This is a genomic window from Pantoea sp. VS1 (assembly GCF_002207995.1).
Classification (GTDB): domain Bacteria; phylum Pseudomonadota; class Gammaproteobacteria; order Enterobacterales; family Enterobacteriaceae; genus Pantoea; species Pantoea dispersa.
Genome location: NZ_NHZE01000013.1, coordinates 189,753 through 203,748 on the forward strand (window position 1 = coordinate 189,753; position 13,996 = coordinate 203,748).

13 protein-coding genes are annotated in these 13,996 nt (G+C 57.4%); all 13 read left to right on the top strand.

Going from position 1 to position 13,996, the window contains the following annotated elements; all coding sequences use genetic code 11:
* The first annotated feature begins 6 nt into the window (after nt 1-6).
* Nucleotides 7-723: a succinate dehydrogenase iron-sulfur subunit gene (locus CBW22_RS06925; protein WP_021508538.1), complete on the top strand. Its 717-nt coding sequence runs from the start codon at nt 7-9 to the stop codon at nt 721-723.
* Nucleotides 724-929: 206 nt separating this feature from the next.
* Nucleotides 930-3,737: a 2-oxoglutarate dehydrogenase E1 component gene (gene sucA, locus CBW22_RS06930; protein WP_021508537.1), complete on the top strand. Its 2,808-nt coding sequence runs from the start codon at nt 930-932 to the stop codon at nt 3,735-3,737.
* 15 nt (nt 3,738-3,752) lie between these two features.
* Nucleotides 3,753-4,967, top strand: a complete 1,215-nt coding sequence (odhB, locus tag CBW22_RS06935; protein WP_021508536.1) for a 2-oxoglutarate dehydrogenase complex dihydrolipoyllysine-residue succinyltransferase — start codon at nt 3,753-3,755, stop codon at nt 4,965-4,967.
* A 70-nt stretch (nt 4,968-5,037) separates the two neighbouring features.
* Nucleotides 5,038-6,204: an ADP-forming succinate--CoA ligase subunit beta gene (gene sucC / locus CBW22_RS06940; protein ID WP_006118458.1), complete on the top strand. Its 1,167-nt coding sequence runs from the start codon at nt 5,038-5,040 to the stop codon at nt 6,202-6,204.
* Nucleotides 6,204-7,079 carry a succinate--CoA ligase subunit alpha gene (gene sucD, locus CBW22_RS06945; RefSeq protein ID WP_021508535.1) on the top strand — a complete coding sequence of 292 codons (876 nt, stop codon included), beginning with the start codon at nt 6,204-6,206 and terminating at the stop codon, nt 7,077-7,079. Before sucC ends, sucD begins: the two co-directional genes overlap by 1 nt.
* 676 nt (nt 7,080-7,755) lie before the next feature.
* Nucleotides 7,756-9,327: a cytochrome ubiquinol oxidase subunit I gene (cydA, locus tag CBW22_RS06950; RefSeq protein ID WP_058757874.1), complete on the top strand. Its 1,572-nt coding sequence runs from the start codon at nt 7,756-7,758 to the stop codon at nt 9,325-9,327.
* 11 nt (nt 9,328-9,338) lie between these two features.
* On the top strand, nt 9,339-10,478 hold the full coding sequence (gene cydB / locus CBW22_RS06955) for a cytochrome d ubiquinol oxidase subunit II (protein WP_088516298.1): 1,140 nt from the start codon (nt 9,339-9,341) through the stop codon (nt 10,476-10,478).
* Nucleotides 10,479-10,493: 15 nt separating this feature from the next.
* The gene (cydX, locus tag CBW22_RS06960) at nt 10,494-10,607 is read left to right on the top strand and encodes a cytochrome bd-I oxidase subunit CydX (protein WP_010615998.1); all 114 of its coding nucleotides are present in this window, start codon (nt 10,494-10,496) and stop codon (nt 10,605-10,607) included.
* Nucleotides 10,607-10,900 (top strand): cyd operon protein YbgE, encoded by a 294-nt coding sequence (ybgE, locus tag CBW22_RS06965; RefSeq protein ID WP_058775290.1) that lies wholly within the window; start codon nt 10,607-10,609, stop codon nt 10,898-10,900. Before cydX ends, ybgE begins: the two co-directional genes overlap by 1 nt.
* 177 nt (nt 10,901-11,077) lie before the next feature.
* Nucleotides 11,078-11,500: a tol-pal system-associated acyl-CoA thioesterase gene (ybgC, locus tag CBW22_RS06970; RefSeq protein WP_168714917.1), complete on the top strand. Its 423-nt coding sequence runs from the start codon at nt 11,078-11,080 to the stop codon at nt 11,498-11,500.
* On the top strand, nt 11,497-12,183 hold the full coding sequence (gene tolQ, locus CBW22_RS06975) for a Tol-Pal system protein TolQ (protein WP_010616001.1): 687 nt from the start codon (nt 11,497-11,499) through the stop codon (nt 12,181-12,183). Before ybgC ends, tolQ begins: the two co-directional genes overlap by 4 nt.
* 13 nt (nt 12,184-12,196) lie before the next feature.
* Nucleotides 12,197-12,625, top strand: a complete 429-nt coding sequence (gene tolR, locus CBW22_RS06980; RefSeq protein WP_021508530.1) for a colicin uptake protein TolR — start codon at nt 12,197-12,199, stop codon at nt 12,623-12,625.
* Between the two features lie 25 nt (nt 12,626-12,650).
* A complete protein-coding gene (gene tolA / locus CBW22_RS06985) occupies nt 12,651-13,910 on the top strand; it encodes a cell envelope integrity protein TolA (RefSeq protein ID WP_021508529.1) in 1,260 nt (419 codons plus the stop codon).
* The last annotated feature ends 86 nt before the right edge of the window (nt 13,911-13,996 follow it).

Below are 13,996 nucleotides of genomic sequence, written 5' to 3' on the forward strand. Positions count from 1 at the left end.
ATCATCATGAGACTCGAATTTTCTATCTATCGTTACAACCCGGAAGTCGATGACAAACCGCGCATGCAGGATTACACCCTCGAAGCGGAAGATGGTCGCGACATGATGCTGCTGGACGCGCTGATCCGTCTGAAAGAGAAGGATCCTACGCTGGCCTTCCGTCGCTCCTGCCGTGAAGGCGTGTGCGGCTCCGATGGCCTCAACATGAACGGTAAAAATGGCCTGGCGTGTATCACGCCGGTCTCCGCACTGGGCAATGGCAGCAAGAAGATTGTTATCCGTCCGCTGCCCGGTCTGCCGGTAATCCGCGACCTCGTGGTGGACATGGGACAATTCTATGCTCAGTATGAGAAGATTAAGCCTTTCCTTTTGAATAATGGGGAAAATCCGCCAGCGCGCGAGCATCTGCAAACGCCTGCACAGCGTGAGCACCTGGACGGCCTGTACGAGTGTATTCTCTGTGCCTGCTGCTCCACGTCGTGCCCGTCGTTCTGGTGGAATCCGGACAAGTTCATCGGTCCGGCCGGCCTGCTGGCGGCGTACCGCTTCCTGATTGACAGCCGCGACACCGAAACCGATGCGCGCCTCGACAATCTGAATGATGCTTTCAGTGTTTTCCGCTGTCACAGCATCATGAACTGTGTGAGCGTGTGCCCGAAAGGCTTAAACCCAACGCGCGCCATCGGCCACATTAAGTCGATGCTGCTGCAGCGCGGGGCGTAACAAACGGAAGTCACGATCGGGAACCCAGGTTCCCGATCGTTTACGGAAGCCTCTATAAGCGCGGTACTGACCACGCTTATAAAGGTTCCCTTACGGGCCAGGCGCCGGTTGCGCACAGGTTCGTATCGCTGAACTCACTACGGCAAGCCGCGAAAGCGGCAACAAATGAAACCTCAAAAAAGCAGATTAATGCTTAAGGGATCACAATGCAGAACAGCGCGATGAAACCCTGGCTGGACTCCTCCTGGCTGGCCGGCGCGAACCAGTCCTACATAGAGCAACTCTATGAGGATTTCCTGACCGATCCTGACTCTGTTGATGAAGTGTGGCGCTCGATGTTCCAGCAGCTGCCGGGCACCGGCGTGAAACCTGAGCAGTTTCACTCCACGACGCGTGAATACTTCCGCCGCCTGGCGAAAGACGCCACCCGCTACACCTCCACAGTCACCGATCCGGCCGCTAATTCCAAACAGGTTAAAGTGCTGCAGCTGATTAATGCGTTCCGCTTCCGCGGCCATCAGCACGCTAACCTCGATCCGCTCGGCCTGTGGAAGCAGGAGCGCGTGGCGGATCTCGATCCGGCCTTCCACGATCTGACCGACGCCGATTTTCAGGAAAGCTTTAACGTAGGCTCTTTCGCCATTGGCAAAGAGACCATGAAGCTGGCCGATCTTTATGCCGCACTGCAGCAGACCTACTGTGGTTCGATTGGTGCAGAGTACATGCACATCAACAACACCGAAGAGAAGCGCTGGATTCAGCAGCGTCTGGAATCGGTAGTAGGCCATGCGTCATTCAGCGCGGACGAGAAAAAAGGTTTCCTGAAAGAGCTGACGGCGGCAGAGGGCCTGGAAAAATACCTCGGCGCGAAATTCCCGGGTGCCAAACGCTTCTCGCTGGAAGGCGGTGATGCGCTGGTACCCATGCTGCGCGAAATGATTCGCCACGCCGGCAAGAGCGGCACGCGTGAAGTGGTGCTGGGCATGGCACACCGCGGTCGTCTCAACGTGCTGATCAACGTGCTGGGTAAAAAACCGCAGGATCTGTTCGACGAGTTCTCCGGCAAGCACAAAGAGCACCTCGGTACCGGTGACGTGAAGTACCACATGGGCTTCTCGTCAGACGTGGAAACCGAAGGCGGCCTGGTGCACCTGGCGCTGGCGTTCAACCCGTCGCATCTGGAAATTGTAAGCCCGGTAGTCATGGGCTCGGTGCGCGCGCGTCTGGATCGTCTGGCAGAGCCGGGCAGCAACAAAGTCCTGCCGATCACCATTCACGGTGACGCCGCGGTTATTGGCCAGGGCGTGGTGCAGGAAACCCTGAACATGTCGCAGGCTCGCGGTTACGAAGTGGGCGGCACCGTACGCATCGTGATTAACAACCAGGTGGGCTTCACCACCTCGAATCCGAAAGATGCGCGTTCTACCCCGTACTGCACCGACATCGGCAAAATGGTGCTGGCACCGATCTTCCACGTCAACGCGGACGATCCGGAGGCGGTGGCGTTTGTTACCCGTCTGGCGCTGGATTATCGCAACACCTTCAAACGCGATGTGTTCATCGACCTGGTGTGCTACCGCCGTCACGGCCATAACGAAGCCGACGAGCCAAGCGCAACCCAGCCGCTGATGTATCAGAAAATCAAAAAGCATCCGACGCCGCGCAAAATCTACGCCGATCAGCTGGAAAGCGAAGGCGTGGCCACGCAGGAAGATGCCACCGAGCTGGTAAACCTGTACCGCGACGCGCTGGATGAAGGCGAGTGCGTGGTGCCGGAATGGCGTCCGATGAGCCTGCACTCGTTCACCTGGTCTCCGTACCTCAACCACGAGTGGGATGAGAGCTACCCGGAAACCGTGGACATGAAACGTCTGCAGGAGCTGGCGCGCCGCATCAGCAGCATTCCGGAAGCGGTGGAAGTGCAGTCGCGCGTTGCCAAGATTTACAACGACCGCAAAGAGATGGCGGAAGGCAACAAGCTGTTCGACTGGGGCGGCGCGGAAAACCTCGCTTACGCCACGCTGGTGGACGAAGGCATTCCGGTGCGCCTGTCGGGTGAAGACTCCGGCCGCGGCACCTTCTTCCACCGTCACGCGGTGATTCACAACCAGCAGAACGGTTCGACTTACACTCCGCTGCACCATATCCATAACGGTCAGGGTCAGTTCAAGGTGTGGGATTCGGTGCTGTCGGAAGAAGCGGTACTGGCGTTCGAATACGGTTACGCCACCGCCGAGCCGCGCGTGCTGACCATCTGGGAAGCGCAGTTCGGTGACTTCGCCAACGGCGCTCAGGTGGTGATCGATCAGTTCATCAGCTCCGGCGAGCAGAAATGGGGCCGCATGTGTGGTCTGGTGATGCTGCTGCCACACGGCTATGAAGGGCAGGGTCCGGAGCACTCTTCCGCGCGCCTTGAGCGCTATCTGCAGCTGTGTGCTGAGCAGAACATGCAGGTCTGCGTGCCATCAACGCCAGCGCAGGTGTACCACATGCTGCGTCGTCAGGCGCTGCGCGGTATGCGCCGTCCGCTGATCGTGATGTCGCCGAAGTCGCTGCTGCGTCATCCCCTGGCGGTGTCCAGCCTTGATGAGCTGGCCAACGGCAGCTTCCAGCCGGCGATTGGTGAGATCGACGACCTCGATCCGCAACAGGTGAAACGCGTGGTGCTGTGCTCCGGTAAAGTTTATTACGATCTGCTGGAGCAGCGTCGTAAGAACGAGCAGACCGATGTCGCCATCGTGCGTATCGAACAGCTCTATCCGTTCCCGCACAAAGCGGTGCAGGAAGCGCTGAAGAATTACGCCCATGTTCAGGATTTCGTCTGGTGTCAGGAAGAGCCACTGAACCAGGGCGCATGGTATTGCAGTCAGCATCATTTCCGCGAAGTGGTTCCATTTGGTGCGTCACTGCGTTACGCAGGCCGTCCGGCTTCTGCTTCACCGGCCGTGGGCTATATGTCCGTACATCAACAACAGCAGCAAGACCTGGTCAATGACGCGCTGAACCTTGGTTAATTAAAAGGAAAGAAAATGAGTAGCGTAGAAATTCTCGTTCCCGATTTGCCTGAATCCGTAGCGGACGCCACGGTAGCCACCTGGCATAAAAAACCCGGCGACTCTGTGACCCGCGACGAAGTGCTGGTCGAGATCGAAACTGACAAAGTGGTACTGGAAGTGCCTGCCGCCGCTGACGGTGTGCTGGAAGCGGTGCTGGAAGACGAAGGCGCCACCGTAACGTCGCGCCAGATTCTGGGCCGTCTGAAGGAAGGCAACAGCGGCGGGAAAGAGACCACGGCGAAAGTGGAAAGCAAGGAGTCTACGCCTGCACAGCGTCAGACTGCATCTCTGGAAGAAGAGAGCAATGACGCGCTCAGCCCGGCCGTGCGCCGCCTGATTGCGGAAAACAACCTCGACGCCAGCCAGATTAAAGGCACCGGTGTCGGCGGACGTCTGACGCGCGAAGATGTGGAAAAACATCTGGCGAAGAAAGCCGACGGCGCGAAAGCGGCACCGGCAGCCGATGCGGCTCCGCAGGCCGTTGCCAACCGCAGCGAGAAGCGCGTGCCAATGACCCGTCTGCGCAAGCGCGTGGCCGAGCGTCTGCTGGAAGCGAAAAACAGCACCGCAATGCTGACCACCTTCAACGAAGTCAACATGAAGCCGATCATGGATCTGCGCAAGCAGTACGGCGATGCCTTCGAGAAGCGTCACGGCGTGCGTCTGGGCTTTATGTCCTTCTACATCAAAGCGGTGGTCGAAGCGCTGAAACGCTTCCCGGAAGTCAACGCGTCGATCGACGGCGATGATGTGGTGTACCACAACTATTTCGATGTCAGCATCGCGGTCTCAACGCCGCGTGGTCTGGTGACGCCAGTGCTGAAAGACGTTGATGCGCTGAGCATGGCCGACATCGAGAAGAAAATTAAAGAGCTGGCGGTGAAAGGCCGCGACGGCAAGCTGACGGTGGAAGAACTGACCGGCGGTAACTTCACCATCACCAACGGTGGTGTGTTCGGTTCGCTGATGTCTACGCCGATCATCAACCCGCCGCAGAGCGCGATTCTGGGGATGCACGCCATCAAAGATCGCCCAATGGCGGTGAATGGTCAGGTGGTGGTGCTGCCAATGATGTATCTGGCGCTCTCCTACGATCACCGTCTGATCGATGGTCGTGAATCTGTCGGCTATCTGGTCGCGGTGAAAGAGCTGCTGGAAGATCCGGCGCGTCTGCTGCTGGATGTCTGATTTTCGCCGGGCGCGCTGGCACGAGGCGCGCCCAAATTAACCCTGTTTAGATCTGAATGGATAGAACATCATGAACTTACACGAATACCAGGCGAAGCAGCTGTTTGCACGGTATGGTATGCCAGCACCGACTGGCTACGCCTGCACCACGCCACGTGAAGCCGAAGAAGCCGCCTCGAAAATTGGCGCGGGTCCGTGGGTGGTGAAATGTCAGGTTCATGCCGGTGGCCGCGGTAAAGCGGGCGGTGTGAAGGTGGTTAACAGTAAAGAAGACATTCGTGCTTTCGCTGAAAACTGGCTGGGCAAACGTCTGGTGACCTACCAGACTGACGCCAATGGCCAGCCGGTAAACCAGATCCTGGTTGAAGCGGCGACCGACATCGATCAGGAGCTGTATCTGGGTGCGGTGGTTGACCGTGCTACCCGTCGCGTGATCTTCATGGCGTCAACCGAAGGCGGCGTGGAAATCGAGAAAGTGGCGGAAGAAACCCCGCACCTGATCCACAAAATGGCGCTGGATCCGCTGACCGGCCCGCAGCCATACCAGGGCCGCGAGCTGGCATTCAAACTGGGTCTGACCGGCAAGCAGGTCAGCCAGTTCACCAAAATCTTCATGGGTCTGGCGACCATGTTCCTGGAGCGCGACCTGGCGATGGTTGAGATCAACCCGCTGGTGATCACAAAACAGGGCGACCTGATCTGTCTGGATGGCAAACTGGGTGCCGATGGCAATGCCCTGTTCCGTCAGCCAGAGCTGCGTGAAATGCGCGACCCAAGCCAGGAAGACCCACGTGAAGCCCACGCGACTCAGTGGGAACTGAACTACGTCGCGCTGGAAGGCAACATTGGCTGTATGGTCAACGGCGCTGGTCTGGCGATGGGCACCATGGACATCGTGAAACACCACGGTGGTCAGCCTGCAAACTTCCTTGATGTTGGCGGCGGCGCAACCAAAGAGCGCGTTACCGAAGCCTTCAAAATCATCCTGTCTGACGATGCTGTGAAAGCGGTATTCGTTAACATCTTCGGCGGCATCGTGCGCTGCGACCTGATCGCAGACGGCATCATCGGTGCTGTGGCTGAAGTGGGTGTCAACGTACCGGTCGTGGTACGTCTGGAAGGTAACAACGCCGAGCTGGGCGCGAAGAAACTGGCGGACAGCGGTCTTAACATCATTGCAGCAACCAGCCTGACAGACGCAGCACAGCGTGTTGTCGCTGCTGCGGAGGGTAAATAATGTCCATTCTGATCGACAAAAACACCAAAGTCATTTGCCAGGGTTTCACCGGTGGCCAGGGAACGTTCCACTCTGAGCAGGCGCTGGCCTATGGTACGCAGTTGGTTGGCGGTGTGACGCCAGGTAAAGGCGGCACCACCCATCTCGGTCTGCCGGTGTTCAACACCGTGCGCGAAGCAGTAGAAGCCACGGGCGCCACCGCTACCGTGATCTACGTGCCGGCACCGTTCTGCAAAGACGGTATCCTGGAAGCGATCGACGCGGGCATCAAACTGATCATCACCATCACCGAAGGTATCCCGACGCTGGATATGCTGACGGTGAAAGTGAAGCTGGACGAAGCAGGCGTGCGCATGATCGGCCCGAACTGCCCGGGTGTGATCACCCCAGGCGAATGTAAGATCGGTATCATGCCGGGCCACATTCACCAGCCAGGCCGCGTGGGTATCGTGTCACGTTCCGGTACGCTGACCTATGAAGCGGTTAAGCAGACCACCGACATCGGCTACGGCCAGTCCACCTGTGTGGGCATCGGCGGTGACCCGATCCCAGGCTCCAACTTTATCGACATCCTGAAAATGTTCCAGGACGATCCGCAGACCGAAGCGATCGTGATGATCGGTGAGATCGGCGGCAGCGCTGAAGAAGAGGCCGCGGCGTTCATCAAAGAGCACGTGACCAAGCCTGTCGTCGGCTACATCGCCGGCGTAACGGCGCCGAAGGGCAAGCGTATGGGCCACGCCGGCGCCATCATTGCCGGTGGTAAAGGCACCGCCGATGAGAAATTTGCTGCGCTGGAAGCGGCCGGTGTGAAAACCGTTCGCAGCCTGGCCGATATCGGCGACGCGGTGAAAGCGGTACTGCCAGCGAAATAACATTTTGCTGCTGAAAGAACAAAGCCACCTGCGGGTGGCTTTTTTTATGGCTGTAATGCACGGCCATTAGCCGTCCTCACACATTTGCAGTAAAAACGTAACGGCAACATTTTCTGCGGCTATGCTTACTTTGTCGTTGAGTAAAGAAGGGCAAAGAGGCGTGCTTTTTCCCGTCAGCGTCCTGGCGTCTGGCTGGCACAGAGGTTAAATAATTACGGGAAAGGTAATTGTTTTCTTAATTGCGCTATCGATTTATGACAACTAATTAACAACAACTCTAACACTACATATCTGGAAAATTATTGTCTTAATCCAGATCAATAAAAGGCGATATATAGCAAACTTTACCGCTGGCTAAAAGCAACCCAACCGGTATAAATTGCGCTGCATCAATTCAGTCTTTTTCATCATTTTTCAGGAGTTTGTGCCAGGCGTTGTCATATCAATTCTGTCGCCTCCTCATCTTACTCCTGCTCGAAACAGGCTGAAGCGATCGGTTTTTCGGGGAATTTTCACCACTGTTACTCGCTCACTTCGGGCCGCAGTACGCATTGTGCTGTCGGTAACAAAACTGGAATCAATAATCAGTCGTTCCTGACCTTATTCTGCATCGCACTGCCCGCTGTTTGTGGTTGTTATTCGCAGGATGAGTTCATGCGAGGAGCAAGGAGTCATCATGTTAGATATTGTCGAGCTGTCGCGTTTACAGTTTGCCCTGACGGCGATGTACCATTTCCTGTTCGTGCCATTAACGCTGGGTATGGCGTTTTTGCTGGCGATCATGGAAACGGTCTATGTCCTGTCGGGAAAACAGATTTATAAAGATATGACCAAATTCTGGGGCAAGTTGTTTGGTATCAACTTTGCGCTGGGTGTGGCCACCGGCCTGACCATGGAATTTCAGTTCGGTACCAACTGGTCTTATTACTCCCACTACGTCGGCGATATCTTCGGTGCGCCGCTGGCCATCGAAGGCCTGATGGCGTTCTTCCTTGAATCCACCTTTGTCGGCCTGTTCTTCTTCGGCTGGGATCGCCTCGGTAAAGTGCAGCACCTGGCGGTGACCTGGCTGGTGGCACTCGGCTCGAACATGTCCGCGCTGTGGATCCTGGTGGCGAACGGCTGGATGCAGAACCCGATCGCCTCCGAGTTCAATTTCGAAACCATGCGTATGGAGATGGTGAGCTTCTCCGAGCTGGTGCTGAACCCGGTGGCGCAGGTGAAATTTGTGCATACCGTGGCCGCGGGCTACACCACCGGAGCGATGTTCATTCTGGGCATCAGCGCCTGGTATCTGCTGAAAGGGCGCGACATCGCGTTTGCCAAACGCTCCTTTGCGATCGCTGCCAGCTTCGGTATGGCTGCCGTGCTGTCGGTCATCGTGCTGGGTGACGAATCCGGCTATGAAATGGGCGACGTGCAGAAAACCAAACTGGCCGCCATCGAAGCCGAATGGGAAACCCAGCCGGCGCCGGCGGCCTTTACGCTGTTTGGCGTGCCGGATCAGGCGACGCAGGAGAACAAGTACGCCATCCAGATCCCGTATCTGCTCGGCCTGATCGCCACCCGTTCTGTCGATACGCCGGTCACCGGCCTGAAAGATCTGCTGGCGCAGCATGAAGTGCGCATCCGTAACGGTATGAAAGCCTATGCGCTGCTGAACGAGCTGCGTGCCGGCAGTAAAGATCCGGCGGTGCGCAGTGAGTTTGAGACGCATAAACAGGATCTCGGCTACGGTCTGCTGCTCAAGCGTTATACCCCGGACGTGGCGAACGCCACGGAAGCGCAAATCCAGCAGGCAACGCAGGATTCCATTCCTCGCGTGGCACCGCTCTATTTCGCCTTCCGCATCATGGTGCTGTGTGGCGTGCTGCTGCTGGGCATCATTGCGCTGTCGTTCTGGAGCGTGATTCGTAACCGCATCGGTAAGAATCGCTGGCTGCTGAAAGCGGCGCTGTACGGTATTCCATTGCCGTGGATTGCGGTCGAAGCTGGCTGGTTTGTCGCTGAATATGGCCGTCAGCCGTGGGCGATTGGTGAGGTGCTGCCAACCGCCGTGGCCAACTCGTCGCTGACCGTCGGCGATCTGCTGTTCTCGATGATCCTGATCTGCGGCCTGTATACCGTGTTCCTGGTGGCGGAGATGTATCTGATGTTCAAATTTGCCCGCCTTGGTCCAAGCAGCCTGAAAACCGGCCGCTATCACCATGAAACAGTGCAGGCTGTGACTCAACCGGCGCGCGGATAAGGAGAGCGACCATGTTTGACTATGAAGTGTTGCGTTTTGTCTGGTGGCTGCTGATTGGCATTCTGCTGATCGGTTTTGCCGTCACCGACGGCTTCGATATGGGCGTGGGAATGCTGACCCGCATCCTCGGTCGCACCGATACCGAGCGTCGCATCATGATTAACAGCATCGCGCCGCACTGGGACGGTAACCAGGTCTGGCTGATCACTGCCGGCGGGGCGCTGTTCGCCGCCTGGCCAATGGTCTATGCCGCCGCGTTCTCCGGTTTCTACGTGGCGATGATTCTGGTGCTGGCCTCGCTGTTCTTCCGTCCGGTCGGCTTTGATTACCGGTCGAAGATTGAAGATATGCGCTGGCGCGGTGCCTGGGACTGGGGCATCTTCATTGGCAGTTTTGTGCCGCCGCTGGTGATTGGCGTGGCGTTCGGTAACCTGCTGCAGGGTGTGCCGTTCCATGCTGATGAGTACCTGCGCCTGTTCTACACCGGTAATTTCTTCCAGCTGCTTAATCCGTTTGGCCTGCTGGCTGGGGTGATCAGCGTCGCGATGATTCTGGCCCAGGGCGCGACTTACCTGCAGATGCGCACCAGCGGCGAACTGCACCTGCGTTCCCGCACCGCGGCGCAAATCAGCGCGCTGGTGATGCTGGTGGGCTTTGTACTGGCCGGCGTGTGGGTGAAGTACGGCATTGATGGCTATGTGCTGAAAAGCGCAATCGATCATCACGCGGCGTCTAACCCGCTGGGTAAAGACGTGGTGCGTGAAGCCGGGGCCTGGCTGGTCAATTTTGAACAGATGCCGCTGCTGTGGCTGTTCCCGCTGCTCGGCGCGCTGCTGCCGCTGCTGACGATCCTGTGTTCGCGCATGGAGAAGGGCGCATGGGCGTTTATCTTCTCTTCGCTGACGCTGGCGTGCGTCATTATGACGGCGGGCATTGCGCTGTTCCCGTTCATCATGCCATCCAGTACCGTGCCAGGCACCAGCCTGACCATGTGGGACGCGACCTCCAGCCTGCTGACGCTGCAGATCATGACCGTGGCCGCCATCATCTTTGTGCCGATTATTCTGGCTTACACCAGCTGGTGTTACTACAAGATGTATGGCCGCATCACCAAAGAACACATTGAGCGCAATACGCACTCCCTGTACTGATTGAGGAGATTAAGCATGTGGTATTTTGCCTGGATTCTTGGCACCTTGCTGGCCTGTGCGTTTGGCGTGGTCACGGCACTGGCGATCGAGCATGTGGAAGAGGGCGGTGCGCAGGACGACAAGCTCTGATGCGCAGCCTGATACAGACGCTGTATCGTCTGATGGATAAGGGCCCGCTGCGGGCCCTTTCACTGATTCTGGCGCTGTGGCTGGCCGGATGCGTCATCTGGCAGCCGGCGCGCTTTGCCGCACGCACCAGTGAGCTCGCCATCTGGCACGGATTATTGTTAATCTGGGCGGTGTGCAGCGGCGTGATTCACGGCACCGGTTTCCGGCCACAGCGTGCCCGCTGGCAGGCGCTGTTTGCCCCGCTGCCGGCGCTGATCGTGCTGGCGCTGGGAATTTACTGGTTCTACCATTAAGTTCTGTCTCAGCCCGCAAGGGCTGTTTTACCGCTGCTGACGTGAGTTTTTGTCAGCGGTTGGTCAGGAAATCTCCCGAAAATCCTTCCAGTTGTTAACGTCTGATAATTATTTTCTCCTGGCTCTGGCGGACCATTCCCAAGCCGATCTCACTTGCGTATAGTAGCAACGTTTAAAATGAGACCGGGATGTAGAGTGAGTACAACGCTGTTTCGCTGGCCGGTTCGGGTCTATTACGAAGACACTGACGCCGGTGGTGTGGTTTACCACGCCAGCTATCTTGCTTTTTATGAACGAGCACGTACCGAGATGTTGCGCCAGCACCATTTCAATCAACAGGCCCTGTTGGAAGAGCAGGTGGCTTTTGTGGTACGGCGCATGACGGTGGACTTTATTGCCGCGGCACGTCTCGACGACCTTCTGGAAATCCAGAGCGAAGTGACAGCAATGACGCGCGCAACCATGACGTTCTCGCAGCGTATCGTGAATGCTGAAGGCAAAGTGCTCAATGAAGCAGACGTCCTGATTGCCTGCATCAACCCACATCTAATGAAGCCGATTGCGCTTCCCAAGTCTATTGTCGCGGAGTTCAAGCAGTGACTGACATGAACGTTCTTGATTTGTTCCTGAAGGCAAGCCTTCTGGTCAAACTTATCATGTTGATTTTGATCGGCTTTTCTATTGCCTCCTGGGCAATCATCATTCAGCGCACCCGCATTCTTAACGCGGCGGGGCGTGAGGCCGAGGCGTTCGAGGACAAGTTCTGGTCCGGTATCGAGCTGTCGCGTCTCTATCAGGAAAGCCAGGCGCGCCGTGACGAGCTGAGCGGGTCCGAACAGATTTTCTATTCTGGCTTCAAAGAGTTTGCCCGCCTGCACCGCGCCAACAGCCATGCGCCGGAAGCGGTGGTCGAAGGGGCCGGTCGCGCCATGCGCATCTCGATGAACCGTGAACTGGAAGCGCTGGAAAATCACATCCCATTCCTTGGCACCGTCGGTTCCATCAGCCCGTATATCGGTCTGTTTGGTACGGTGTGGGGGATCATGCATGCCTTTATCGCACTGGGTGCGGTGAAACAGGCCACGCTGCAAATGGTTGCGCCCGGTATCGCCGAAGCGCTGATCGCCACCGCAATCGGTCTGTTCGCGGCCATTCCTGCCGTTATGGCGTATAACCGTCTGAACCAGCGCGTGAACAAGCTGGAGCAGGGCTACGACAACTTTATGGAAGAGTTCACGGCCATCCTGCATCGTCAGGCTTTCTCTACCGACAACAGCAAGTAAGTCGAGGTTAACGATGGCCAGAACCCGTGGTCGCGGGCGTCGCGATCTTAAGTCGGAAATCAACATTGTTCCGCTGCTGGACGTGCTGCTGGTGTTGCTGCTCATCTTTATGGCAACCGCGCCGATTATTACGCAGAGCGTGGAAGTGGACCTGCCGGACGCAACCGATTCGAAAACCGTTTCCAGCGACGATAATCCGCCGGTGATCGTGGAAGTGGCCGGGGTAGGGCAGTACAGCCTGGTGGTGGATCACGATCGTATGACGCAGCTGCCGCCGGAGCAGGTGGTGAGCGAAGCGCAGCGCCGTATTGAAGCCAATCCGAAGACGGTCTTCCTGATTGGTGGGGCGAAAGATGTGCCTTACGACGAAATCATCAAGGCGCTGAACCTGTTGCATCAGGCTGGCGTGAAATCCGTCGGTTTGATGACGCAGCCGATTTAACGCGAACCGTTTTTGGGAACCGAGAGTGTCGAAGGCAACCGAGCAGAACGAGAAGTTAAAACGCGCGATAATCATTTCGGTGATTCTGCACATCGTGCTGATCGCCCTGCTGATTTGGAGCTCGTTTAACGAACATATCGAAGCCAGCGGCGGCGGTGGCGGCAGTGATATCGACGCGGTGATGGTCGATCCTGGCGCGGTGGTTGAGCAGTATAACCGTCAGCAGAATCAGCAGAGTGACAGTCAGCGCGCCGAGCAGCAGCGCCAGAAGCAGGCACAGCAGCAGGCGGAAGAGTTGCAGCAGAAGCAGGCCGCTGAACAGCAGCGGCTGAAAGAGCTGGAAAAAGAGCGTCTGCAGGCGCAGCAGGAAGCCAAAGAGCAGGCGAAGCAGCAGGCAGAGCAGCAGAAGGCGGCCGAAGCAGCAGCGAAGCAGGCGCAGGAGCAGCAGAAAGCCGCAGAAGCGGCCGCGGCGAAAGCCAAAGCTGATGCCAAAGCGCAGGCCGATGCTCAGGCGAAGGCCGCAGCGGACGCGAAAGCCAAAGCGGAAGAGCAGGCGAAGCAGGCCGCAGCCGACGCGAAGAAGAAAGCGGAAGAGCAGGCCAAAGCCGCCGCAGCCGAAGCGGCGAAAGAGAAAGCCGCGCAGCAGGCGAAAGCCGCAGCTGAAGCCAAAGCCAAAGCGGAGGCAGAAGCCAAAGCTCAGGCCGCGGCAGATGCGAAAGCCAAAGCTGCACAGGAAGCCAAAGAGAAAGCTGCGGAAGCCGCGAAAGAGAAAGCGGCCGCCGAAGCCAAAGCGAAAGCTGAGGCAGCAGCCAAAGCCAAAGCGGATGCGGCGGCGAAAGCTAAAGCTGCCGCCGATGCGAAGAAGAAAGCGGCTGCCGAAGCGGCGAAGAACGAGAGCGATGTGGATGATCTGTTAGGCGGTCTCTCTTCCGGTAAGAATGCGCCGAAAAGCGGTGCGGCGTCCGGTGGTGGTGCGGCGGCAGGTCAGGGCAATCAGAAGAAGGCGGGTGCCTCAGGTGCTGAGGTGAATGCGTATCTGGGTCAGATCACCAGTGCAATTCAGAGCCGCTTCTACGATGCCGATCTGTATCGCGGCAAAAGCTGTGATTTGCGGATTAAACTGGCACCTGATGGTTTGCTGATTGACGTGAAAGCTGAAGGCGGCGATCCGGCGCTGTGTCAGGCGGCGATTACCGCAGCGAAGCAGGCACGCATTCCGAAGCCGCCTTCGCAGGCCGTATATGAAGTGTTTAAGAACGCACCGATGCGTTTCAAACCAGAATAATGCAGTAACGTACGGCAGGTTGAACTAAGGTTAGCTTGCCGTACTCTATGAGTACTCGTGTTTTTTCAGGAACTGTGCGAATTATC

Excerpts from the sequence above, each read along its gene's own strand:
- CBW22_RS06925 (WP_021508538.1), top strand. The coding sequence starts at position 7 with ATGAGACTCGAATTTTCTATCTATCGTTACAACCCGGAAGTCGATGAC.
- ybgE (WP_058775290.1), top strand. The coding sequence starts at position 10,607 with ATGCGCAGCCTGATACAGACGCTGTATCGTCTGATGGATAAGGGCCCG.
- odhB (WP_021508536.1), top strand. The coding sequence starts at position 3,753 with ATGAGTAGCGTAGAAATTCTCGTTCCCGATTTGCCTGAATCCGTAGCG.
- cydA (WP_058757874.1), top strand. The coding sequence starts at position 7,756 with ATGTTAGATATTGTCGAGCTGTCGCGTTTACAGTTTGCCCTGACGGCG.
- cydX (WP_010615998.1), top strand. The coding sequence starts at position 10,494 with ATGTGGTATTTTGCCTGGATTCTTGGCACCTTGCTGGCCTGTGCGTTT.
- sucC (WP_006118458.1), top strand. The coding sequence starts at position 5,038 with ATGAACTTACACGAATACCAGGCGAAGCAGCTGTTTGCACGGTATGGT.
- tolR (WP_021508530.1), top strand. The coding sequence starts at position 12,197 with ATGGCCAGAACCCGTGGTCGCGGGCGTCGCGATCTTAAGTCGGAAATC.
- cydB (WP_088516298.1), top strand. The coding sequence starts at position 9,339 with ATGTTTGACTATGAAGTGTTGCGTTTTGTCTGGTGGCTGCTGATTGGC.
- sucD (WP_021508535.1), top strand. The coding sequence starts at position 6,204 with ATGTCCATTCTGATCGACAAAAACACCAAAGTCATTTGCCAGGGTTTC.
- sucA (WP_021508537.1), top strand. The coding sequence starts at position 930 with ATGCAGAACAGCGCGATGAAACCCTGGCTGGACTCCTCCTGGCTGGCC.
- ybgC (WP_168714917.1), top strand. The coding sequence starts at position 11,078 with ATGAGACCGGGATGTAGAGTGAGTACAACGCTGTTTCGCTGGCCGGTT.